This window comes from Caulobacter sp. GW821-FHT09B11 (genome assembly GCF_059418205.1).
The window spans coordinates 96849-119798 of record NZ_JBWKPK010000013.1 but is presented as its reverse complement, the minus strand read 5'-3'; the positions used below and the strand labels follow the sequence as shown (position 1 = coordinate 119798).

Annotated in this window: 13 protein-coding genes and 1 tRNA gene; 8 read left to right on the top strand and 6 right to left on the bottom strand. The window is 68.5% G+C overall.

Annotation, left to right across the window (positions count from 1 at the left end):
- Window positions 1-83: 83 nt before the first annotated feature.
- Entirely contained in the window at window positions 84-3716 is a 3633-nt protein-coding gene (locus AC07N1_RS11880; protein ID WP_494672006.1) for a TonB-dependent receptor, read from the bottom strand.
- Window positions 3717-4427: 711 nt separating this feature from the next.
- Between AC07N1_RS11880 and kdgD the strand changes: the two genes are divergently transcribed.
- From kdgD to AC07N1_RS11865, 3 genes are all read left to right on the top strand, one after another.
- Window positions 4428-5345, top strand: a complete 918-nt coding sequence (kdgD, locus tag AC07N1_RS11875) for a 5-dehydro-4-deoxyglucarate dehydratase (protein ID WP_494672005.1) — start codon at window positions 4428-4430, stop codon at window positions 5343-5345.
- Between the two features lie 123 nt (window positions 5346-5468).
- Window positions 5469-6377: a LysR substrate-binding domain-containing protein gene (locus tag AC07N1_RS11870; RefSeq protein ID WP_487290349.1), complete on the top strand. Its 909-nt coding sequence runs from the start codon at window positions 5469-5471 to the stop codon at window positions 6375-6377.
- A 60-nt stretch (window positions 6378-6437) separates the two neighbouring features.
- On the top strand, window positions 6438-8006 hold the full coding sequence (locus tag AC07N1_RS11865) for a carboxylesterase/lipase family protein (RefSeq protein WP_494672004.1): 1569 nt from the start codon (window positions 6438-6440) through the stop codon (window positions 8004-8006).
- A 9-nt stretch (window positions 8007-8015) separates the two neighbouring features.
- Here the strand turns inward: AC07N1_RS11865 and AC07N1_RS11860 are convergent, their stop codons facing one another.
- Complete coding sequence (locus AC07N1_RS11860) at window positions 8016-9866, bottom strand: DUF8034 domain-containing protein (protein ID WP_494672003.1); 1851 nt, start codon at window positions 9864-9866, stop codon at window positions 8016-8018.
- A 3-nt stretch (window positions 9867-9869) separates the two neighbouring features.
- Window positions 9870-11186 carry an MFS transporter gene (locus AC07N1_RS11855; RefSeq protein WP_494672002.1) on the bottom strand — a complete coding sequence of 439 codons (1317 nt, stop codon included), beginning with the start codon at window positions 11184-11186 and terminating at the stop codon, window positions 9870-9872.
- Window positions 11187-11521: 335 nt separating this feature from the next.
- On the opposite strand from AC07N1_RS11855, the gene AC07N1_RS11850 reads away from it, so the two are divergent.
- A complete protein-coding gene (locus AC07N1_RS11850) occupies window positions 11522-14311 on the top strand; it encodes a TonB-dependent receptor (RefSeq protein WP_494672001.1) in 2790 nt (929 codons plus the stop codon).
- Between the two features lie 87 nt (window positions 14312-14398).
- Here AC07N1_RS11850 and AC07N1_RS11845 read toward each other — a convergent pair whose 3' ends face one another.
- Window positions 14399-15127, bottom strand: coding sequence for an FkbM family methyltransferase (locus AC07N1_RS11845; protein WP_494672000.1), 729 nt, complete (start codon window positions 15125-15127; stop codon window positions 14399-14401).
- 96 nt (window positions 15128-15223) lie between these two features.
- Window positions 15224-15300: transfer RNA gene (locus tag AC07N1_RS11840), tRNA-Arg, on the bottom strand.
- Window positions 15301-15589: 289 nt separating this feature from the next.
- Between AC07N1_RS11840 and AC07N1_RS11835 the strand changes: the two genes are divergently transcribed.
- The 3 genes from AC07N1_RS11835 (at window position 15590) to AC07N1_RS11825 (ending at window position 18077) form a co-directional block, all read left to right on the top strand.
- The gene (locus tag AC07N1_RS11835; protein ID WP_494671999.1) at window positions 15590-16741 is read left to right on the top strand and encodes a sensor histidine kinase; all 1152 of its coding nucleotides are present in this window, start codon (window positions 15590-15592) and stop codon (window positions 16739-16741) included.
- Complete coding sequence (locus AC07N1_RS11830; protein WP_058349276.1) at window positions 16738-17097, top strand: response regulator; 360 nt, start codon at window positions 16738-16740, stop codon at window positions 17095-17097. Before AC07N1_RS11835 ends, AC07N1_RS11830 begins: the two co-directional genes overlap by 4 nt.
- Window positions 17098-17162: 65 nt before the next feature.
- A complete protein-coding gene (locus AC07N1_RS11825) occupies window positions 17163-18077 on the top strand; it encodes an alpha/beta hydrolase (RefSeq protein ID WP_494671998.1) in 915 nt (304 codons plus the stop codon).
- Between the two features lie 142 nt (window positions 18078-18219).
- Here the strand turns inward: AC07N1_RS11825 and AC07N1_RS11820 are convergent, their stop codons facing one another.
- Window positions 18220-20430 carry a WD40/YVTN/BNR-like repeat-containing protein gene (locus AC07N1_RS11820; RefSeq protein WP_494671997.1) on the bottom strand — a complete coding sequence of 737 codons (2211 nt, stop codon included), beginning with the start codon at window positions 20428-20430 and terminating at the stop codon, window positions 18220-18222.
- Between the two features lie 286 nt (window positions 20431-20716).
- On the opposite strand from AC07N1_RS11820, the gene AC07N1_RS11815 reads away from it, so the two are divergent.
- Window positions 20717-22813, top strand: coding sequence for a TonB-dependent siderophore receptor (locus tag AC07N1_RS11815; RefSeq protein ID WP_494671996.1), 2097 nt, complete (start codon window positions 20717-20719; stop codon window positions 22811-22813).
- Window positions 22814-22950 lie beyond the last annotated feature (137 nt).

Genomic DNA, 22950 nt, shown 5'->3' with positions numbered 1-22950 from the left:
ACCGGCGGGGGCCGGTCGCAGGTACAAGCAAAGGGGGCCCGGAGGGCTCCGCCCCGGCGCGGACGCCGGGGCGGAAGGCAGGCTTAGTTGCGGTAGGTGAAGCCCACCGCGACGCGGGAGCCGCCGTAGGACACCGACCACGGGTTGGGCTTGCCGTCGAAGCCGCGGTCGTCCGAGCCGACCGACAGGCGGGCGGCGTTCAGCATGTTGCGGGCTTCGGCGTAGATCTCGAAGTTCTTGTTCAGGCGACGCGAGATCTTGGCGTCGAGGTACTCGTACTTCTCCGAGTAGTAGGGCTCGCTCGGATTGTACGGGAAGCCGACGAAGTTGCCGATGTTGGTGTTCGGCGCGTTACGCACCGGCGAGGCGCTGGTGTTGCCGCACGGCGAGATACAGGTCAGCACGCGGTCGCGGGTCTGGTAGGCGATGCGGGCCTTGGTGACGCCGTCGTCGTACCAGAACACCAGGTTGGCGAAGTACTTGGACTGGCCGATCGGGTCGAGCGCGTCGCCGGTCAGCGGGTCCATGTAGGTGACCGAGTTGTTCGACTTGGTGGTCGAGATGTTGAAGTCCATCCCGGTCTTGCTCAGGCGCCAGGGCAGGTAGGTGAAGGCCGTCCGCGCCACGAACTCCCAGCCCGACTGCACATAGCCGGGACCGTTCTGGTAGGTGGTCATGGCGAAGTCGACGTCCGACAGCTGGCGGTCGGTGCCGGGCACCACCGTGTCGCTGCCGTCGAAGATGGTGCGGTTGTTCTTCAGCGGCACGGCGATGGCGCCGCCGACCCGGACCTTCTGGCGGTAGTAGGCGAGGCTGAACGAGGTGTCCTTGTTGGGATACCACTCGAGCGAGGTGTTGTTCTTGGTCGCCTGGTAGGGCTTGAGGTCGGCGTTGCCGAAGGTGCCGCAGGTCATGTCCTGAGCCGAGCCGTCGGTCTCGAGCGAGTCGAGGCGGCGCTCGTCATAGGTGCACGAACCGCCCGGCCACAGGTACTTCATCGCCGGCGGGGCGACGGTCTTGGACCAGTTGTAGCGCAGGACCACCTTGTCCGGGATCGCCCACAGGGCCGCGTTGTAGGACGGCAGCCAGCCCGTGTAGGACTTGTTGAGGGTCACCTGCTTGGTGATCGCGCCGGTGCTGACGCCCAGGGGGTTGCTCGGGTCGGCCGGGTTGAAGCTGCCGTTCTTCAGCGTGTAGTTCAGCGTGACGTAGCCGGAGCCGGCCACCTCGGTCTTGAACATCCGGCTGCCCAGGTTGCCCTGGATCTCCATGCCGAACGGCAAGTCGTGCGCCAGATCGGCCATCCAGTACCACGAGCTCATGGTCTCTTCGGTGGCGTTGAACGGCTGGTCGTAGACCTTGCCGTCGCTGGCCGTGCACGACTTGATGCAGTTGAGGTTGTAGTTGGCCGCGCTGGCCAGCTGCGAATAGGCCTTCGGAACGTCGATGCTGTCCCACAGCTCCAGGCCCGAAGTGCCCTCGTAGCCCTTCATGAACGGGCCCGAGTTCTCTTCCAGCGAGTTCTGGTAGATCGAGATCAGCTGCGCCTGGGTCAGGGTCTCGATGCCGTACAGGAAGTTGAGGCCCGTGGTCGGGTTGGGGGCGTAGCCGTAGGCGCAGGCGTTGGCCGCGGTGGTGGTCGGCAGGTTCTGACAGGCCCGCACGTCGCTGCGCAGGGTCAGGGTCGGCACGAAGACGCCGGTGGTCGGCGAATAGCCGCCGTTGCCCCAGGATTCGGCCGTGGCGTTGCGGTACAGGGCGCCCACCTTGAAGCGGGTGAACAGCGGCATGTCCGGCAGGTAGGTCAGGTCGAACTTGACCTGGTCCTCGGCGCTTTCGACCAGGCGCGGCGTGAACGACAGGCGATAGGCGTTGCTGTACGACGGCATGCCGACCGCCGTGGGGTTCAGCATCTGCACGAAGTTCGTCATGTTGGTCTCGTCGTACGAGGCCGGCGTGTCGATCGTCCAGATGCCGTTTTCCAACACGCGCATCGTCGCGTTGCCGTAGTTGTAGGAACGCGTCAGGCGGATGTCCTGGCGGCTGTACTTGCTCTCGTTGTGGCCGTAGGTCAGGTCGGCCGTGATCGGGCCGTGCTCGTACTTGGCGCCGCCCGACCAGTACTTGGTGTGCCAGTCCTGCTGGTTGTTGATGTGGTCGATATTGACCCCGGCGTTGGTGATGTCGAACTGGGTCAGGTGGTGGTTGGCGTCGACCTGGATCGAGCCCGGCACGATGTTGGCCGCCACGCCGTACAGCGGGAAGGCGTTGTTGGTGATCGCCGTGCCCGGGGTGGTGTCGATGGTGAAGGCGCTGGTCGGCAGGCCCGGCATGTAGATGGAGTAGCCGCCGCCGCTGATGGCGCTGAGCACGTTGGGCGTGCCGGCCGGATAGAAGGTGTTGGTGGTCAGCGAGGTGGCCGTCTGGCCGGTCGAGGCCCCGTACAGGGTGGCGATGCCGCCGCGGGTGCGCTGGCGGTTCTCTTCCAACTGGTCACGGTTGGAGACCTGGTACTTGGCGAACACCGTCAGGTCGTCGTTGACGCGGTAGTCCAGGCGGATGTCCCACGACAGGCGCTCTTCGTATTGCGACCAGTTCTGGTCGCGCACCAGGTTGGGCGTGTAGTCGTTCCACTGGTTGAGGCAGCTGATCTGCGAGTTGATCTGGGCCTGCTGGGCCGCCAGGCGGTTGGCGCCGTTCGAGCCGGCGACGATCGTGCCCAGCTGGGCGTCGGTCAGCAGCGGGAAGGCGGCCAGACACTCGGCCTTGGTCTTGGCCGCGGCCGACTTGGTCAGCACGTCGACCGGGGTCGGGGCGTTCCAGTTGCCGCCGCCGGTCAGGGCCCACGAGCCGATCGGATCGGTGGCGCCGGTGCCGTTGGCGGTGGCCGGGTTGTAGGTGAAGGTCTTGTCCGGCGAGTTGTCGAAGTCGGCGAAGCGCGTGTAGCCCTGGGCGTTGTTCGAGCCGCCGTTGTTCAGCGAGTGGCTGTCGTTCAGGCGCTTGCTGTAGCTGATGTTGGCGATGACGCCGAGGCGGTCGTCGAGGAACTTGCGCGAGGCGACGATGCCGATTTCCGGCGAGGCCTTCTGCGACAGGGTGTTGCCCGCGGCCGCGCCGCGCACCGAGATGTAGGGCTTCTTGAAGTCGAGGCCGGTGCGGGTCTGGATCTGGATCGTGGCGCCCAGGCCGCCCGGGGTCATGTCGGCCGTCTGGCCCTTGATGACGTCCAGGCTCTTGATCATTTCGGCGGGGAATTCGCGCAGGTCGGCGCTGCGGCCGTCGCCGCCGCCCACGGCCAGGTTGGCGCCCGAGGCGGCCACGCCCATGCCGTCCAGTTCCACGCGGGTCAGGTCGGCGCCGTTGCCGCGGACCACCACGCCGTCGCCTTCGCCCCAGCCGTTACGCTCGATGGCGACGCCGGCGATGCGCGACATGGCTTCGTTGACGTTGCCGTCCGGGAACGAGCCGACGTCGTCGGCGACGATGGAGTCCTGCGCGGTGATGCTGCGCTTCTTGCGCGCGATCGAGGACTGCTGCGAGGCGCGGGCCCCGACGATGATGGTTTCGACCTGAGTGGGTTCTTCCCGCGGCGCGGCGGCCGGCGATGCGGTCTTGATGACTTCCTGCGCCCCGGCGATTTGCGGCGCGATCGCCGCGCTCAGGGCTATGACGGACACAGCAGCGGCCATCTGGCCGCGCGCGCTTAGGCGCTCCATTAGATTTCCTCCCGATGTATTTTATTTGGTCGAGGGCCCCTCAGCCCTCGCCGGACCTTGCAAGTCCGTTCATGCCCCCTGCGATCGCGCCTGCACGCGATCGGGCCGGCCTAGGGCGGTCCCGCCCTTGGTCTGAAAGCCATTGTTCCCTCTCCCCAGCCCTAGCGGGTGAACTTGGCCAGTCCCAATATGTTCGGGCCAGTTCCACTATGTGGCATGACCACTTCATTACATACCGGAGATATTTTGGCAAGAATTGATATTATCAATGTGATGAGGGCTGTGGCCGAAATGGCGCGCTTTCGGACGTCGCGGCCACAGGCGACCTGAAGATTTTTCCTGGAAAATTAAGAGCTTGAGCGCCGGCTGCGATCCGCCGCCCGGTGCGCCGCGCCAGGCGGCGGCGAACGCGGAATCCGCCGCATTGTCGCCGCATGTTTCATGAACGCCACGCCTCCGCGTCGCGCGAGACGACTCGCGGCCTGACCAGCTCGGGCCGCGAAATGGCCCGAGTTCACTTCGCCGCGAAGGCGGCGGATCAAGTGAAGGACGCCCTTCTCCCCGGCGCCCCAGGGGGCTCGCCATCAAGCCAATTCCGGTATCGGTCGATAGCGCCTTTGGCTTAGACCCCGACACGGCGGCTCACTACCGTCACCCTCAAGAAACGGCCTCCCGGCGTGCGGGACCAGGCCGTCGCTCGGAGAGGACTTCATGAGCCAGATGTCGCCGACGGACGTGGCCCGCCAGCTCGGCGGCGGCCTGCTGTCGTTTCCCGTCACGCATTTCGATGACGGGGGCCAGTTCCTGGAAGCGCCCTATCGCGAGCACTGCGCCTGGATGCTGGACCACGAGCTGGCCGGCCTGTTCGCCGCCGGCGGCACGGGCGAGTTCTTCTCGCTGCGCCCGGACGAGGTGGGCAAGGTGGTGCGCGCGGCGGTCGCCGAGACGGCCGGCAAGATCCCGGTCATCGCCGGCTGCGGCTACGGCACGGCGATCGCCGTCGACCTGGCGCGCGATGCGCAGGCGGCCGGCGCGGACGGCCTGCTGCTGCTGCCGCCCTACCTGACCAACGCCACGCAGGACGGCCTGGCCGGCCACATCGAGGCGGTCTGCAAGGCCACCGACCTGGGCGTCATCGTCTACAACCGCGACAACGCCATCATCAACGAGGACACCCTCGAGAAGCTGTGCGACCGCAATCCCAACCTGGTCGGCTTCAAGGACGGGGTCGGCGACCTGGAGCTGATGATGCGGGTCTACGCCCGGATGGGCGACCGCCTGACCTATATCGGCGGCCTGCCGACGGCCGAGACCTTCGCTCTGCCCTATCTGGAGATGGGGGTGACGACCTACTCCTCGGCCATCTTCAACTTCCTGCCCGACTGGGCCCTGGCCTTCTACAAGGCCGTGCGCGCCCGCGACCGCGAGACGGTGATGACCGGCCTGCGCGACTTCGTCCTGCCCTACATCGCCCTGCGCAATCGCGGGAAGGGCTACGCGGTCTCGATCGTCAAGGCGGGCATGAAGGCCGTCGGCCGCGACGCCGGTCCGGTGCGCCAGCCCCTGACCGACCTGACGGACGCCGAGTTCGCCGAACTCGAAGCCCTGATCGCCCGCGTCCGGGGCTAGGTCCTGAACGCGCTCGTTCCGCTCCGGCCGCCGGCCCTTCTTCCCGGGAAGAAGGCGCTGGCGATCGGCCCCAACGAACGTCTAGCCTCGCGACTCCAGGGTGTTGTCGACGGGCGCTTTCCGATGTTCGAACTGAGCCAGCTTCGCTGCTTCGTCGCTACCGCCGAAGAGCTGCATTTCGGCCGCGCCGCCCAGCGGCTGAACATGACCCAGCCGCCGCTGAGCCGGCAGGTGCAGCTGCTGGAGCGGATCCTCGGGGTCACCCTGCTGGACCGCACCAGCCGCTCGGTGCGGCTGACGCCTGCCGGGCGCGCCTTCCTGCTGGAGGCCCGCCGCATCCTGCGCCTGGCCGAGAGCGCGGCCCTGGCCACGCGCCGCATCGCCAGCGGCGACGCCGGCCAGATCGCCATCGGCTTCACGGCGGTGTCCGGCTACAGCTTCCTGCCGCGCCTGGTTATCCTGTCCAACGCCCGCCTGCCCAACGCCGACCTGACCCTGCGCGAGATGGTCACCCGCGAGCAGGTCGAGGCCCTGCTGACCGGCCGCATCGACATCGGCCTGGTGCGCCCGCCGATGGACCGCGCCGAGTTCGCCACCGCCCGGGTGCTGAGCGAGCCGCTGGTGGCCGCCCTGCCCAATGGCGACCCCCGCCTGGCCAAGGCCGGCCTGACCCTGGCCGACTTCGACGCCGGCCCGCTGATCATGTATTCGCCCGAGGGCGCGGGCTATTTCTACAACATGCTGACCACCCTGTTCGACGCCCACGGCGTGGCTCCGAACTACGTGCAGCACGTCACCCAGATCCACTCGATGCTGGCCCTGGTCCATGCGGGCCTGGGGGCGGCGATCGTGCCGGAGTCGGCCATGAGCCTGCACTTCGACGACGTGCAGTTCCGCCCCGTCGAGACCACGCCCGACCGGCCGGTCGAGCTCTACATGGCCTGGCGCAAGGACAACGAGAGCCCGATCCTCCAGACCTTCATCGACCTCTGCCTGGCCGAGGCCTCGCCGGCGGAGACGGGCGAGCGCTGAGGCGCCTTCCCCTTCCCGTCGCGGGCGCGCGGCCCAACGACAAAAGACGGGAGACGACCCATGACCCTCGACCGCCGCGCCGTGCTGGGCGCCGCCGCCGTCGCGTTCGCCGCGCCCCTGAAGGTCAACGCCGCCGGCCGCGCGGCGCCGGTGGCGGCCACCACGGCCGGACGGGTGCGCGGCGTCGAGGTCGACGGGATCAAGGTGTTCAAGGGCGTGCGCTACGGCGCGGACACCGCGCCGCGCCGGTTCCAGCCGGCCCTGGCGGCCCAGCCCTGGAAGGGGATCGCCGACGCCCTGGCCTACGGCCCGGCCTGCCCGCAGCTGAAGGCCGACGAGCCGACCTCGGAGGACTGCCTGTTCCTCAATGTCTGGACGCCGGGGCTGGCCGACGGGCGCAAGCGCCCGGTGATGGTCTATGTCCACGGCGGGGCCCACGCCAACGGCTCGGGCTCCAGCCCGCTCTATGACGGGACCTGGCTGGCCAGGACCCATGACGTCGTCGTGGTGACGGTAAACCATCGCCTCAACGCCTTCGGCTACGCCTATCTGGCGCGGCTTGGCGGCGCCGAACTGGCCGACAGCGGCAATGTCGGCAACCTCGACCTGATCCTGGCCCTGCAATGGGTGCGCGACAATATCGGCGGCTTCGGCGGCGACCCCGGAAACGTCATGACCTTCGGCCAGTCGGGCGGCGGGGCCAAGTGCGTCACCCTGATGGCCATGCCGCGGGCGGCGGGCCTCTACCACAAGGTCGCGACCATGAGCGGCCAGCACGTCACCGCCATGGGACCGATCCACGCCACGATCCGCGCCCGCGCCTTCATGGACAAGCTGGGCCTCAAGCCGGACGAAACCGACAAGCTCAAGACCCTGCCCGCCGGCCAGCTGGTCGAGGCGCTGAAGATGCGCGACCCGCTGGAGCGCAAGGGCTCGATCGTCTTCTGGTCGGTGCTGGATCACGGCGTCCTGCCGCGCCATCCGTTCTATCCGGACGCGCCGCGCGAGAGCGGCCACATCCCGATGATCATCGGCAACACCCACGACGAGACCAAGGCCTTCCTCGGCGGCGATCCCAAGAACTTCGCCCTGACCTGGGACGAGCTGCCGGGCAGGCTGGAGAACGAGCTGGTGCTCGACATGTCGCCCGAATACCTGGTCGGCCGCTATCGGGCGCTCTATCCGGCCGCCAGCCCCTCGGACCTGTTCTTCGCCATCACCACGGCCGGGCGCTCGTGGCCGGGGCATCTGGTACAGGCCGAGCAGCGGGCCAGGATCGGCGCGCCGGCCTGGATGTACCAGCTGGACTTCGGCGCCCAGACCGACCCGAAGATGGGCGCCTATCACAGCTACGACATCGCGCTGGTCTTCGGCACGCTGGACGCCCGGGGCTCGATGACGGGCGCGGGGCCGGCGGCGATCAAGGTTCGCGACCAGATGAGCGCCGCTTTCGCCACCTTCGCGCGGACGGGAGATCCCAACTGCGCGGCGATCCCTTCTTGGGAGTCCTACACCCTGCCCAAGCGGGCGACCCTGGTTGTGAACGAGACCTCGGCGATGGTCGACGACCCCCGCCGCGAGGAGCGGGAGATCTTCGCCGTCGCCCCGTTCATGAAGGAAGGGACGTAATACCCTTCCTCAGGCCTTGCGGTCCCACGGGAAGCTCAGCGTCGGAGCGTTCACGTGCCGGCGCATCTTCAGCGTCAGGCGCGCCCCGGCGCCCGGCGCCAGGCGCAGCGTGAAGGCCGAGGCCTCGACCGGCGCGGCGGCGGCGTCGCCGAGCGAGGCGCTGACGATCTGGTGCTCGCCATAGGCGCCGCCCTGCACGGTGACGCGGCGGCTTGCGACCTGGTTCAGGTTCACCAGGGTGACCACCGTCTCGTCGTCGGTCAGTTTTTCCACCAGGGCGGCGATGTCTTGCGGCGCGCCGGCCCGGCGGCGGTCGGGGTCGAAGTAGCGCAGGCGGACGTAGTGCAGCGCCCCGCCCTGGGCCGGCGAGGTCTTCGACCAGGGCGGCCGGGCGATGTGGATCCCGCCTTCCATCAGGTGGATCAGGGCCGTGACGCTGGCCGGATTGATGTCGAGCGTCGCGTCGGCCAGGCGGGTGTCGGGGGTGGAGGTATCGTCCCGCCGGGCCCGGGCGCGGGCGCGCACCCGTTCGAGGTCGGCGCGCAGGGTCCTGGCCGGAAACGAAGGGTCCTTGCCGTCCAGCCAGTCGAGCCAGGGATGGGCCGCCGCGCGGGCGCGGTCCGAGCCCTTCATCGACAGGTACCAGATCTCCAGCCCGTTCAGCTGGTGCTCGCCCGGCGCGTAGGAATACCAGCCCTTGGGGCCGTGCATGCGCGGGGTCGAGACCTTGCCGTCCACCACCTTCTTCTGGGCGTTGATGGCGTCGGTCTGCCGCCGCCAGACGTCGAGATACTTGTCGTCGCCGGTCAGCAGATAGGCGTTCATGAAGCCGACGACGGCCCGGGGCACGCGGTTGCGGTCCTCGCGCTTGCCGGTCTGGGGCACGACGGGGCTGAAGCCCCAGCCATAGACCCCGCTCCACCACTGGCCCTTGGGGCCGCCGATCCTGCCGTCGAGGCCGACCTTGCTGGGTATGATGTCACCATTGGCCCGCGCCCGCGCGATCCAGCCGTCGACATAGGCCAGGATCCAGTCGCGATACCGGGGCTCGTGGTCGAGCATGTAGGCGTTCATCACCAGGCTGGTGGCCTGCAGGTTCAGCGGGCTGTCGCCGACCACGTCGCCATATTCGTCGTAGTGGCGCAGGGTCTCCTCGTAGGAGCGCTCGCCGTGCTCCATGTAGAAGTGCGTCACGTCGAAGGGATCGCCGGCCCAGTCGAGCGGCGTGGCCTGGCGCAGCATCGGACCCCGGCTGCCGGTGATCATGCTGCGGATGATGTTGCGCTTGGGGTCGTAGTTCGGGGTGGTCGGATCCTCGCCGGTGTAGAAGCCCGAGAACCGCCTGGCCCGCTCGCGAAAGCGAGGATCGTTCGGCGCCGACAGCCCCAGCAGGTTGAACACCGACAGCCCTTCGGAAAGGTGCTGCCAGTCGCTCATGACCGGGAATTCCTTGTAGTACATGCCCTCGCGGGCGAACGGCACGTCCTTGGTCCTGGCGGCCGTGTACTGGCGGACATTGCCCTCGAAGGCCTTCTGGGCCAGCTCCAGCACCCGGTCGCCGGCGCCCAGGGCGTGCAGGGTCGGCCAGTCGTTGACGTTCTCGATGGCGTCGTCGGGGCCGTCGTTGGCGCCCCAGCGCTCATAGGCCAGCAGATAGCCGCGATCGTCGAAATAGCGGGCGAAGAAGGCTTCGCAGGCCGCTTCGTTGGCCTTCAGCAGCTCGCGTTGCAGCAGGGCCCATTCGGGCGCGGCCATCGGTGTCGCGACCTCCAGCGCGGCCGGAGCGGCTGTGGCGGCGCGCGTCAGGCCGGAGAAGGCGAGGGCGGAGGCGCCGGCCAGGACATGGCGTCGTGACAGCATCGATCAGGCGGCCTTCAGCTGCAGGCGCTGGATCTTGCCGACGATCAGGAAGTAGGCCAGCACGGCGATCAGGCAGTGGGCACCGACGAAGATCAAGGCCCCGTCGAACGAGCCGGTGGCCTGCACGATGTAGCCGATGACGATCGGGGTCACGATGCCCGCCGCATTGCCGAAGGTGTTGAACACCCCGCCGGTGACGCCGGCCATCTCCTTGGGCGAGGTGTCCGACACGACCGCCCAGCCCAGCGACGCGACGCCCTTGCCGAAGAAGGCCGCGGCCATGATCACGATGACCAGCCACTCCTGCTCGACGTAGTTACAGATGACGATGCAGGTGGCGAGGATCATCCCCAGCAGCAGCGGCGTCTTGCGGGCGATGTCGAGATTGCCGGTGCGCTTGAGCAGGTGGTCCGAGATCATCCCGCCCAGCAGGCCGCCGGCGAAGCCGCACAGGGCCGGCAGGGCGGCGGTGAACCCGGCCTGCAGGATCGACAGCCCCCGCGCCTTGACCAGGTAGATCGGAAACCAGGTGACGAAGAAGTAGGTCAGCACGTTGATGCAGTACTGGCCCACATAGACGCCCAGCAGCATGCGGCTGGTCAGCACCTGCTTGACGTTGGCCCAGGTGAAGGCCGCGCCGGCGCCGGCGGTCCTGTCCTCCATCCGCACCAGGCCGCCGCCGGCCTCGATGTAGTCGAACTCGGCCTTGTTGATCGCCGGATGCTCGACCGGGCTGTGGATCAGCTTGACGAAGAAGACGGCCGCGACGATGCCGACCGCACCCATGACCACGAACACCGAGCGCCAGCCGAAGCTGTGGGCCAGCCAGCCCATCAGCGGGGCGAAGGCGACCAGCGAGAAGTACTGGGCCGAGTTGAAGATCGCCGAGGCCGTGCCGCGCTCGGAGCCCGGAAACCAGGCGGCGACGATGCGGGCGTTGGCCGGGAAGGACGGCGACTCCGCCAGCCCGACCAGGAAGCGCATGGCGAACAGGGCCGCGGCGGCCGCGAAGCCGGTGAAGATCCCGGCGAAGCCCTGCAGCAGGGTGAAGAACGACCAGAGCAGCAGGGCGGCGGTGTAGATCTTCTTCGAGCCGAACCGGTCCAGCAGCGCCCCGCCGGGGATCTGGCCCAGGACGTAGGCCCAGGCGAAGGCCGACATGATGTAGCCCATGGCCACGGCGTCGAGGCCCAGCTCCTTCGACGCCGACTGGCCGGCGATCGAGAAGGTGGCGCGGTCGGCGTAGTTGATCGTCGTGATGATGAAGAGCGTCGCGATGATCAGCCAGCGCACGCGCGTGCGCCTGGTGGATTCGGTCATGGACGCTCTCCCTGGTCGCCGATCTGTCGTCGGCATCGTTCAGGGAAGGCTAGAGGGCGTCGCGGCGCAGGTCTAAGTCAATTCGCCTATGGACCGATCCACGGGCGACATGGATCGAACCGCGGTACGCATCAAAACCCAAGAGAATCAACAGGCCGGCCAAGTGGGTCTCGCCGAGCGCCCTCGGGGAACCCCGCCGATCTGTGCCGAACGCGCATAGGTTCATACCCGATTGGGATTGGCCCTCGGCTCGAACCCGTCCGATGGTTCAGCCAACGAAGGAGCGGTCCGCCGCTCCCCAAAGCGACCCGCGAAGACGGGCATCGGGAGGGACCATGACGTCCAACAGGAATCCGCGCCTTCGCGCCGTGCTCGGCGCCAGCGCCTCGGCCTTCACGCTGCTGGCCGCCGCTCACGCCGCCGCCCAGGAAGCGCCTGCCCCGGCTCCGGCCCAACCGGCTGCCGACGAGGTCGAGGCCATCGTCGTCACCGGCTTCCGCGCCAGCCTGCAGAGCGCCATCGCCCTCAAGCGCAACGAAAGCGGCGTGGTCGACGCCATCAAGGCCGAGGACATCGCCCAGTTCCCCGACCTGAACCTGGCGGAGTCGCTGCAGCGCATCCCGGGCGTGTCGATCTCGCGGATCAACGGCGAGGGCCGCCAGATCACCGTGCGGGGCCTGGGCTCTGAATACACCCGCGTGCGCATCAACGGCATGGAGGCCATCTCCACCACCGGCGGCACGGCCAACAGCGGCGGCACCAACCGCGGTCGCGGCTTCGACTTCAACGTCTTCGCCTCGGATCTCTTCAACAGCATCGCCGTGCGCAAGACCGCCTCGGCCGACGTCGAGGAAGGCTCGCTGGGCGCCACGGTCGACCTGACCACGGCCCGCGCCTTCGACAGCCGCAAGCCCCAGCTCGTGCTATCGGCCGGCGCCAGCTACAACGACCTGTCGGAAAAGACGACGCCGCGCGTCTCGGTGCTGGCCAGCAACACCTTCTTCGACGGCAAGGTCGGAGCCCTGATCTCGGTCGCCTACGAGGAGCGCCACCTGAAGGAGGAGGGCGCCAACATCACCCGCTGGGCCACCGGCGCCAGCAACGGCGGCTTCAACAGCGCCTCGACCGTGCCCGGCTACACGATCGCCCAGATCAACAGCGCCGGCCTCTTCGCCCCGCGCATCCCGGCCTATGTCAGCTACGACATTGAGTCCAAGCGCCTCGGCGTGGCCGGCTCGCTGCAATACAAGCCGACCTCCGACACCCAGATCACGCTCGACGCCCTCTACGCCTATCTCGCCGGTACGCGGAAGGAGGCCCAGCTGCAGGCGATCGGCCTGTCGCGGGCCAACACGGGCAAGCCGCAGACCATCATCCGCGACGGCGCGGTCGAGAACGGCAACCTGGTCTACGCCCGGATGGACAACGTCGATCTGCGCACCCAGTCGGCTTATGACGAGCTGAACACCGAGTTCAAGCAGTTCACCCTGTCGGCCACCCACGACTTCAACGAGCGCCTGCGGATCGGCGGCCTGGCCGGCTATTCGGACTCGACCTTCACCCAGCCGGTCTCGACCATCGTCACTTTCGACCGGGCCAACAGCCAGAACTATGTCTACGACTTCCGCAAGGGCCGCGCCCCGCAGATCCTGCTGGGCTTCGACCCGACCGATCCGACCAGCTGGGCCTCGACCAACGGCACGTCGGAAGTGCGCATCCGCCCGCAGTTCGTGGAGAACCAGTTCTCGACCGCCAAGGTCTATGGCGAGTGGGACCTCAACGACAATCTGCGCCTCAAGGCCGGCGTCGACTGGCGCAAGTTCGAGTACGACAGCTACGGCCAGTACCGGACCAGCGAGACCGTGGTCCAGACCCTGACCCCGGCCCAGCTGGCCTCGGTGTCGAAGGTGTTCAGCGGTTTTGGCCGCAACATGGACCTGCCGGCCGGCAACTTCACCAGCTGGCTGGTGCCCGACATCGACAAGTACGCCGCCCTGCTGAACATCTACAGCAACAGCGGCATCTACGCCCTGACCGACACAAACAACAGCTCGGCCCGGGGCCAGTACGGCGCGGTCGAGGAGCAGGACACCGGCGCCTACGTCCAGGCGGAGTTCAAGTTCAACGCCTTCGGCCTGCCGTTCCGCGGCGACGCCGGCGTGCGGCGGGTGCACACCCAGCAGGAGTCGGCCGGCTATGCGGCGGTCAGCGGCGCGATCCAGCGCGTCGAGGTCAAGCGCGACTACGACCTGACCCTGCCGTCGTTCAACCTGGCCGCCGACGTCACCGACACGTTCGTGGCCCGGGTCAGCGCCGCCCAGACCATCGCCCGCCCGGGCATCGGCTCGCTGTCGCCCGGCGGCGACGTCTCCGTGCAGGGCGCCAACCGCACCTACAGCTCGGGCAATCCGTATCTGACCCCGACCAAGTCGGACAATCTGGACGTCTCGCTGGAATGGTACCCCTCGCAGGGGGCGATGCTGGCGGTGGGCCTGTTCTACAAGCGCATCGACACCTTCGTGGCCACCCTGCGCCGCGAGGCCGTCTACAGCACCCTGGGCCTGCCGGACTCGCTGCTGACCGGCACCGGCGCGAGCTCGTCGGAGGTGTTCCAGGTCACCCAGCCGGTGAACAGCGACGGCGGCGACCTGAAGGGCTTCGAGATCAATCTCCAGCAACCCTTCACCTTCCTGCCCGGCTTCTGGCGCCACTTCGGCGTGGTGGCCAACTACACCTATGTCGACTCCCAGATCGAGTACCTGACCTCGACCACGCCCGGCGCCCCGACCGTCAACGCCACCCTGGTGGGGCTGTCGAAGAACGCCGCCAACCTGACCCTCTACTACGAGACCGACAAGTGGAGCGTGCGCGGCTCGCTGGCCTATCGCGACGGCTACCTGACCCAGGTGCCCGGCAGCGACGGCAACACCGTCCAGGGCACCAACGAGACCCTCAACGTCGACCTTCAGGCCAGCTGGAACATCCGCGACAACCTCAAGCTCTCGCTGGAAGGCGTGAACCTGACCGACGAATTCAACGACCAGTACGTCGGCGATAGCAACCGCCTCAACGTCTACACCCACAGCGGCCGGCAGTTCATCCTCGGCCTGCGCTACAACTTCTAGGCGCAACCTACCTCCCCCCAGCGCCTGGACCGCCCGCGTCGCCATCCTTCCCAGGCGGCGCGGGCGTTTCTTTTTGGGGAAGGGGGCCTAGGCGCGGGGCGGGATCTCGCCGACGTGCTCCGCCGGAACGAGGAAATAGTCCCAGCAGTAGCGGGCCTTGCAGCGATCCCAGCTTTGGCGATCCCCGATGTCCCGGAAGAACGGGTCGTGGATGCGGTAGCCGATCGAGGCGGCGTAGTCGTAGAGGCTGTCCTCGTGGTGGCTGTAGGCCTTGTAGGCGCGATGACCCCACTCCACCGAGATCATCGGCCGGAAGCGCCCGACCGTCCCGGCCCCGCCCGCCAGGGCGTCCAGTTCCCCGCCTTCGATGTCCATCTTGATGTAGGCCAGGGCGTGGACGCCTTCCGCCGCGGCGACGGCGTCGATGGTCGAGACATCCACCGTGATGCCGGTCGGTCGGACGCCGGCCGGGTCGTTGTAGACCCGCTCGCGCAGGCCGCTTTCGGCCAGGCTGCCGTCGGCGCGCACGAAGGTCGCGGCGCTTGCCGGCGCGGAGCCGAGCGCAACCTGGTGCAGCGACGCGTTCAGTGTTCCTGCGAGGCGGGCCTTCAGGGCGGCCATCACGTCCGGCAGGGGCTCGAAGCATATGACGCGGCCGCCGGGGCCGACGGCGTCGAGAAACTGCACGGCGTGCGGACCATCGTGGGCGCCCACGTCGAACACGGTGTCGCCCGGCCGCAGGAAGCGCCGATAGGACTCCGCGAGAACCGCCTCGTAGTCGATCGACCGAAAGTCGATGATCAGCGCCTCGGCCATCTTTCTCGCGCTCCAGGGGCGACGCGAGAAGTCTACCACCCAGAGTGGCCATGGCTAGAACGCTTCGAGCGCCGACGAGCGACGGCGTCCGCCGCCTGGCGGTCCAGGAGGGACTCGAACCCCCGACCTTCGCTTTAGGAAAGCGCTGCTCTATCCTGCTGAGCTACTGGACCGTGCGGCATGGCGCGGACCGGGGTGCATAGCGCATGTTGCGCCGGGTGCGAAGCCCGGGCGGGGCGGCGGCGCGGCTGATTGTCGCAAGTAGAGCGCGCATCGGCGTCCGCAAAGCGCAAACGGTAGCGCTACAAAGCCTTGATCTCCTTCGGCTGTCGGTCGGCGCAAGGACTCTGTTAACCTTCCCGGCAACCGGGAGTAATCCTGTGCGGCGCCACGCCTCTTGTTGTTGTCCCCCCGACGCGTGCTAGGTTTGGGCGCAAGTAGCCCCGCGAGCGTCAAATCCCTATGCTGGACATGGCCGAATACGACTTGTCGGGCGGTGAAGGCGATTCTGCGCTGCTGACGCTGGTCGAGACGATCGAGGAGCTGTCAGCGACCCGCACGATCGACGAGGTGGCCGCCGTGGTCCGCTCGTCGGCGCGCCGGATTTCCGGCGCCGACGGCGTGGCCTTCGTGCTGCGCGACAACGACTGCTGCTGGTACCTGGACGAAGACGCCATCGGCCCGCTGTGGAAGGGCAAGCGCTTCCCGCTGACCGCCTGCATCTCGGGCTGGGCCATGCTGAACCGCCAGACGGTGGTGATCCCCGACATCTACCAGGACGACCGGATCCCGCACGACGCATACCGGCCGACCTTCGTCAAAAGCCTGGTGATGACGCCGGTGCGCACCCGCGATCCGATCGCGGCCCTGGGCGCCTACTGGGCCAAGGAGCATACGCCGCCGCCGGAGATCGTCGCCAAGCTGCAGGTCATGGCCCGCGCCACGGCCGCGGCCCTGGAGAGCGGCCGCCTGCACGCCTCGCTCAACAAGGAGCTGGAGCGGCGCACCTTCCTGATGCGCGAGCTGGACCACCGGGTGAAGAACACCCTGGCCTCGGTGCAGTCGATCGCCAGCCAGACCCTGCGCACGGCGACCTCGCCGGCGGCGTTCAACGAGTCGTTCGAGTCGCGCCTGCTGGCCCTGTCGCAGGCCCACGAGCTGCTGACCAAGCAGGCCTGGGGCAAGGCCCACCTGCGCGAGATCCTGGCCGCCGCCATGCGCCCGTTCGGCGGGCTGGAGGACGGCCGTTTCGTGGTCGAGGGACCGCCGATCGAGATCACGCCCGAGGCGGCGGTGGCCGTGCACATGACGCTGCACGAACTGATCGTCAACGCGGCCAAGTACGGGGCGCTGTCGGCCCCCGAGGGCCGGGTGTTCGTCTCCTGGCGGGTCGAGAACGCGGGCGGCGTGCATCCGACCTTCGCCCTGGAATGGCGCGAGCGCGGCGGTCCCACCGTCGTGGCGCCGGCGCCCGGCGGCGAGGGCTTCGGCTCGCGGCTGATCCGGCGCGGCCTGTCGCGCGATCTGGGCGGTTCGGCGCAGCTGGACTTCGCCCCCGAAGGCCTGGTCTTCACCTTCCGCGCCCCCCTGTCGCAAAGGCTGGCGGCGGCATGAACGGGCGGCGGATCATGATCGTCGAGGACGAGGCCCTGGTGGCCATGATGGTCGAGGACCTGCTGACCGACCTCGGCTGCGAGGTCTCCGGCTCGTTCGGGGCGGTGGGCGAGGCCCTGGCCTATCTCGACGACGACAAGCCCAGTCTCGACGGCGCCGTGCTCGACATCAACATCGGCGGAGAGATGGTGTTTCCCGTGGCCGAGGCGCTGCGGGCCAAGGGCGTGCCCTTCGTCTTCGCCACCGGCTACGGCGCCCTGCCGCGCAAGGGCTTCGAGGACGTCACCGTGCTGGCCAAGCCGATCAATTTCGGCCACCTGCGCGACGCCGTGCACGGGTTCGGCCACGCGGCCTGAGGCCTCTTTCGCCAAGCCGGGGTTCGGTGGCAGGCTAGCCCTCCAGTCTTAGGGGCGCCGTCGCCATGAACCGCAAGATCCTGACCATCGCCGTGATCGCCGGCCTCGCTTTCGGGATGGCCGTCGAGGCCCAGCCCCTGCGCGGCCGCCTGCGCGAACGCATGGCCGAGCGCATGGAGCAGAAGCGCGTCGAGGAGGCGCGGCCGGTCGACCTGCAGGCCATCGCGCCGGGCGCCCGCAAGCTCACCGAGGCCTATGGCGCGGCCAAGGGCCAGGCGATCGACGTCTATATTCCGCCGGGCGCGCAGGACGCGCCGGTGATCGTCATGGTCCACGGCGGGGCGTGGAAGATCGGCGACAAGGCCAATGTCGGCTCGATCGAGAACAAGCTGAAAGACTGGCTGCCCAAGGGCTACGTGTTCGTCAGCGTCAACTACCGCCTGCTGCCCGAGGCGATGGCCGACGAGCAGGCGCGGGACGTGGCGCTGGCCCTGCGGCGGGTGCAGGCCCATGCCGCCGACTGGGGCGCCAGCGACCGGCGGATCGTGCTGATGGGCCACTCGGCCGGGGCGCACCTGGTCGCCCTGCTGTCTTCAAAGCCCGAGATGGTCGGCAAGCCGTGGGCCGGCACGGTGGTGCTGGACTCGGCGGCGATGAAGGTCTCGTCGGTGATGGAGGGCCGTCATCCGCGCTTCTACGACGAGGCGTTCGGAAGCGATCCGGCCGGCTGGGCCAGGGTCTCGCCGATGGACCAGTGGACGCCGGCGGCCGTGCCGATGCTGGTGGTCTGCTCCAGCCAGCGTCCCGACAAGCCCTGCGACGACGCCAGGGCGTTCCAGGCGCAGGTCGAGAAGGCCGGCCAGGCGATGCCGGTGCTGCCGCAGGACCTCAGCCACGCCGACATCAACCGCACGCTGGGTTCGCCGGGGGCCTATACGCAGGCGGTTGAGACTTGGATCACGCAGCGGGTAGGGCCGTAGGTTTTTACCTTCTCCCGTGGGGAGAAGGAGGGGCCCGCGCCGCAGGCGTGGGAGGATGAGGGGGTAAGGCGTTGGACGGTGAAACCCCTCACCCTCCCAGGCTTCGCCTGGGCCCCTCCCTCTCCCTCTGGGAGAGGGGAACCTAGGATGGCTCGCCGTAGACGATGCCGCGTCCATCCGTGCCGACATAGACCCGGCCGTAGGTCCGCATGTCGGCCGCGAGGCACCGGAAGCGGCGGCCGTATTCGTGGCGGGGGTCGTTGACGCGGACCCAGCTCTTGCCCTCGTCGTCTGAGCGCCAGATGGCCTTGATCCCGTCCTTGCGGCCGATGGCGAAGAGGGCGGGGTGCGTCTTTCCGGGCGGCGGGGCGCCGAGGTCGAGCTGGTCGATCTGCACGCCGCCGTCGATCCGCGCGAAGCGCGCGCCGCCGTCGGTGGAGCGGAAAAGGCCCTGGGTCGAGACCAACCACAGATGGCCGGCTTGGCCGGGGACGGCCTTCAGCGGCCAGGGGATCTCGCGCCAGGTCACCTGGTCGGCCGTGAGGTCGGCGGGCAGGCCACGCACCGGGGCTTCGACGAAGCCGGCGCCGGCGTCGGTGCTGATGAAGCGCTTGCCGGTCGCAAGGTCGATGGCGGTGAAGCGCCGGGGATCGACGCGGTCGGGCACGGGGCGCACCCAGGCGGGCAGGCCCTTGCTCACGGTCCAGGTCGCGCCGCGGTCGCGGGTGATCTGGGCCTGGGCGGTCATGACCATGAACACCGAGCCGTCGGCGTTGACGACGATGGCGGCGTCGTCGTGCGGGTCGGGTCCGCGACGGCCCTGACCGGGCGGCGGCGGAGCGTTCGGGATGCGCGGGGCGGTCATCGGCGCCCAGGTGCGGCCGTGGTCGCCCGACCAGGCCAGGGTCGGGCCGCCGTGGCGCTGGTGCGGCGTGCCGCTGCGGACGACTATGGCGGGCTGCACACCTGCGTAGTCGATGAAGTTGGTGTTGCCGAACACCGGGGTGGTGAACTGGTCGCTCGGCGAGACGGCCAGGTCGTCGTGCACGAAGCCGGAGATGTCGCCGAAGCCGCTGAGCAGTTGCGGGCCCTCGGGCAGGCTGGCCAGGGTGATGATCGCCGTCTGCTCGATGCCCTCGACCCACGGGAACCAGGTGGTCGGGCGGCCGGCGGCGGCCTTGGTGAACTCGCGGGTGGCGTAGATGGTCGCGCCGGTGGTGTAGCAGGCGAAGTCGGGGTCGAACGGGTCGATGGCCAGCCCCGCCATCCACCAGCCGAAGTCGGCCTCCGGCTCGCCCCAGTGCAGGAAGGGCGTGGTCGCCACGTCGCGGCGGGCGTCGGGATAGAGGTCTGTCCAGGTCGCGCCATGGTCGGTGGAGCGCCACAGGGTGTCGTTCGGGTTCCAGCGGTTGAGGCTGGTGACGGCGACCGCGCCGTTTGCGTCGACCGCCACGCCCATGAAGCCGCCGCCGCGCTGGGCCTGCGGCTTGGCCGGCGTGACCTGCGTCCAGGCGTTGGTCGCCGTGTCGAGCCGCCAGACGGCGCCATCGGCGACGTTCGACGGACCGATGCCGCTGGAATAGGTGACGTAGAGCCGGCCCTGGCCGTCCAGCGCCGCCTTGCAGGCCAGATAGGCGTGCGGGGCGGGGATCGGCTTCCAGCTCGCGCCCCCGTCGTCGCTGCGCCACAGGTGATGCTCGGACGGATCGGCGACGCCTACGAAGAGCGTTTGCGAACCCTGGCCCGGCCGGCCGCTGCGGGGATCGAAGATCACGAACGACAGGCCGCCGTGCGTGGTGGCGGGGCGGGCGTTCAGGCCCAGGCCCGGCAGTGGGAAGCTGGCGGACTTCGCCCAGGTGGCGCCCCGGTCGCGGCTGACCTGCAGGCCGTCGTGGCGTGAGGCGAAGAGGAGGGTGCGGGTGTCGTTGGGATCGATGGCCAGGCGCTCGCCCAGGCCCCGGCCGTCCTCGTTGCCGCCCATGCGGAAGGGAACGGGGATCACGGTCCAGTCGGCGCCGCGGTTTTCCGAGCGCAGGATGGCGGCCGGGTCGGGCCGGCCCATGCCGCAGGCCAGGTAGACGACATTAGCGTCAATGGGATCAGGCGCGACGCTCTCGACGCCCTGCCAGCTGCCCTGGGCCTGGTCGTCGAGCAGCGGGATCCAGCGGCTTTCCGAGGCCTGCCAGCGATAGGCCCCGCCCATGTCGGAGCGCAGATAGGCCAGACCCTTCTCGACCGGGCTGAACACCACGCCCGGCACGAAGCCGCCGCCGCCGACCCGCACGTTGCGCCAGCGATAGGGCAGGGCGCGCGTCGCGGCGTGGGCCGTCGCCCCAAAAGGCAGCGCTGTCATCGCCGTTCCGAAAAGCAGGCCCTGGAGGGTTTCGCGGCGGCTCGGGGCGGAGGTGAACGACATGGCGGCCCTAATGCGAAGCGTGGTTTTCCGGTGATCTCGCATGAGCCGCGGCCGTTTCGCCAGCCACAATTGTTAGCGCTAACCCAGCTCTACCGACGCGCGCCGTGGCCGAAAGGACGCAGCCTGAACGCAAATGCGAATCCATTGCATCCTGAGGTTTGACAGCCCTCGACCCGGCGCCTATCCGCTTTTGCGACTTATTATTGATTGCACGAGCGCCCCGATGTCCCGATCCCTTCGCGCCTTCCTCCTCGCCGCGGCCATGAGCCCGGCCCTGCTGGCCGCCGCCCACGCGGCCGAGGCCCCGGCCGCCGACGGCGCGGCCGACAACCTGGACGGCGTGGTGGTGACCGGCGCCAAGACCCGCACCTCGGCGGTGACGGGACTGGACATGAGCCTGCGCGAGACGCCGCAGTCGGTGACCATCGTCGACGGCGCGACCATCCACGATTTCGCCCTGACCAACATCAACGACGTGCTGGCCCAGACCACCGGCGTGAACGTCGAGAAGGTCGAGACCGACCGCACCTATTACAACTCGCGCGGCTTCGACATCACCAACTTCCAGGTCGACGGCGTGGGGCTGCCGCTGATCTGGGGCATCCAGTTCGGCGAGCTGGACACCGTGCTGTTCGACCGGGTCGAGGTGGTGCGCGGCGCCAACAGCATGATGACCGGCACCGGCAATCCGTCGGCCACCGTCAACTACGTGCGCAAGCGCCCGACCGCCGAGTTCCAGGCCACCGGCGCCCTGCAGTACGGCTCGTGGGATTCCAAGCGGCTGGAGGCCGACGTCTCGGGCCCGCTGAACGAGAGCGGCACGGTGCGCGGCCGGCTGATCTACGCCAACGAGGACCGCGACTCCTATCTCGACCACTACAAGGTCAACCGGAACGTCTACGCCGCCCTGCTGGCCTGGGACGCCACCCCCAACACCACGGCCACCTTCGGCTGGTCGATGCAGGACAACCGGGCGTCCGGCGTGCTGTGGGGCGCCCTGCCGCTGACCTATAACGACGGCAGCCTGATCAACTACGACGTCTCGTCCTCGACCTCGGCCGACTGGACCTATTGGGACGTCCGCGACCAGACCGCCTTCGCCGAGGTCGAGCATCGCCTCGACAACGGCTGGCGGATCAAGGCCATCGCCACGGCCAAGCGCTTCGAGGAGCACGCCAAGCTGCTCTACGCCTACGCCAACTACGACACCGGCATCGATCCCGACACGGGTCTCGGCGTCGAGGGCATGGCCGGCGTCTATCCGTCGATCTACGAGAGCTACACGCTGGACGCCTACGCCTCGGGTCCATTCCAGGCCTTCGGCCGCGAGCACCAGCTGGTGGTCGGCGGCCAGGTCTCGCGTTCGGAAGGCCACGAGTACGAAGACTTCTCGGGCGATACGATCGTCTACGCCCCGGTCTCGAGCTGGGGCTCGACCCAGCCGTCCGAGCCGACCTATCCGGGCGCCTATCTGGCGGCCAACGAGACCACCAAGCTGGCCCGTTTCTACGCCGGCGCGCACCTCAGCGTGACCGACAGGCTGAAGCTGGTGACCGGCTTCAACGCCCTGAAGCTGAAGGCCTACGGCGTCTCGTACGGCGCCGACATGGCCCGCGACGAGAGCAAGGTCAGCCCGTATCTCGGCGCGGTCTACGACGTGAGCAAGAACGTCTCGCTCTACGCCAGCTACACCGACATCTTCAATCCGCAGTCGGAGGTCGACTCCACCCGCGCCAAGCTCGCCGCCGTGCACGGCAAGAGCTACGAGGCCGGGGTCAAGAGCGAGTGGCTCGACGGCCGCCTCTACGTGACCGGCGCGGTGTTCAAGGCCGTGCAGAACGGCCTGGCCGCCTGGGCCGGCTATTTCGACGACGGCAAGAGCTACTATTCGGCCCAGGACACCGAGTCCAAGGGCTACGAGATCGAGGCCAGCGGCCGGATCACCGACAACTGGCGCATCGGCGCCGGCTGGACGTCGCTGGAGATCGAGGACAAGGCGACCGGCGCCGACGCTCGCGTCTTCCTGCCCCGCAAGACCCTGAAGGCCTCGACCACCTACACCGTGCCGTCGCTGCGCAACCTCAAGCTCGGCGCCGCCGTGCGCTGGCAGGACGACATCACCACCGAAGCCGCCGACGTCACCCAGGAGGCCTATGCGGTGGTCGACCTGATGGCCGGCGTCGACATCAGCGACCGCATCCGCGGCACGCTCAACCTCAAGAACGTGGGCGACGAGAAGTACCTGAACAGCCTGATGTGGAACCAGGCCTACTACGCCGCCCCGCGCAGCGTGTCGGTTCGCCTGGACTATCGCTTCTAAGAATCGTTATTAAGAGGGGCGTGGGGCAGGGACGGCGCGGGGGTGGCGACCGGTTGCCGCGGTCGCCACGCCCTTGATGTTTGTTTTTGAGCCTTTCGGCGTCTCGCATGGTCATGCGGGACCGACGGCTCCGGGAG

Coding starts and splice junctions, on each gene's coding strand:
- AC07N1_RS11880 (WP_494672006.1), bottom strand. CDS start 3,716: ATGGAGCGCCTAAGCGCGCGCGGCCAGATGGCCGCTGCTGTGTCCGTC.
- kdgD (WP_494672005.1), top strand. CDS start 4,428: ATGAGCCAGATGTCGCCGACGGACGTGGCCCGCCAGCTCGGCGGCGGC.
- AC07N1_RS11870 (WP_487290349.1), top strand. CDS start 5,469: ATGTTCGAACTGAGCCAGCTTCGCTGCTTCGTCGCTACCGCCGAAGAG.
- AC07N1_RS11865 (WP_494672004.1), top strand. CDS start 6,438: ATGACCCTCGACCGCCGCGCCGTGCTGGGCGCCGCCGCCGTCGCGTTC.
- AC07N1_RS11860 (WP_494672003.1), bottom strand. CDS start 9,866: ATGCTGTCACGACGCCATGTCCTGGCCGGCGCCTCCGCCCTCGCCTTC.
- AC07N1_RS11855 (WP_494672002.1), bottom strand. CDS start 11,186: ATGACCGAATCCACCAGGCGCACGCGCGTGCGCTGGCTGATCATCGCG.
- AC07N1_RS11850 (WP_494672001.1), top strand. CDS start 11,522: ATGACGTCCAACAGGAATCCGCGCCTTCGCGCCGTGCTCGGCGCCAGC.
- AC07N1_RS11845 (WP_494672000.1), bottom strand. CDS start 15,127: ATGGCCGAGGCGCTGATCATCGACTTTCGGTCGATCGACTACGAGGCG.
- AC07N1_RS11835 (WP_494671999.1), top strand. CDS start 15,590: ATGCTGGACATGGCCGAATACGACTTGTCGGGCGGTGAAGGCGATTCT.
- AC07N1_RS11830 (WP_058349276.1), top strand. CDS start 16,738: ATGAACGGGCGGCGGATCATGATCGTCGAGGACGAGGCCCTGGTGGCC.
- AC07N1_RS11825 (WP_494671998.1), top strand. CDS start 17,163: ATGAACCGCAAGATCCTGACCATCGCCGTGATCGCCGGCCTCGCTTTC.
- AC07N1_RS11820 (WP_494671997.1), bottom strand. CDS start 20,430: ATGACAGCGCTGCCTTTTGGGGCGACGGCCCACGCCGCGACGCGCGCC.
- AC07N1_RS11815 (WP_494671996.1), top strand. CDS start 20,717: ATGTCCCGATCCCTTCGCGCCTTCCTCCTCGCCGCGGCCATGAGCCCG.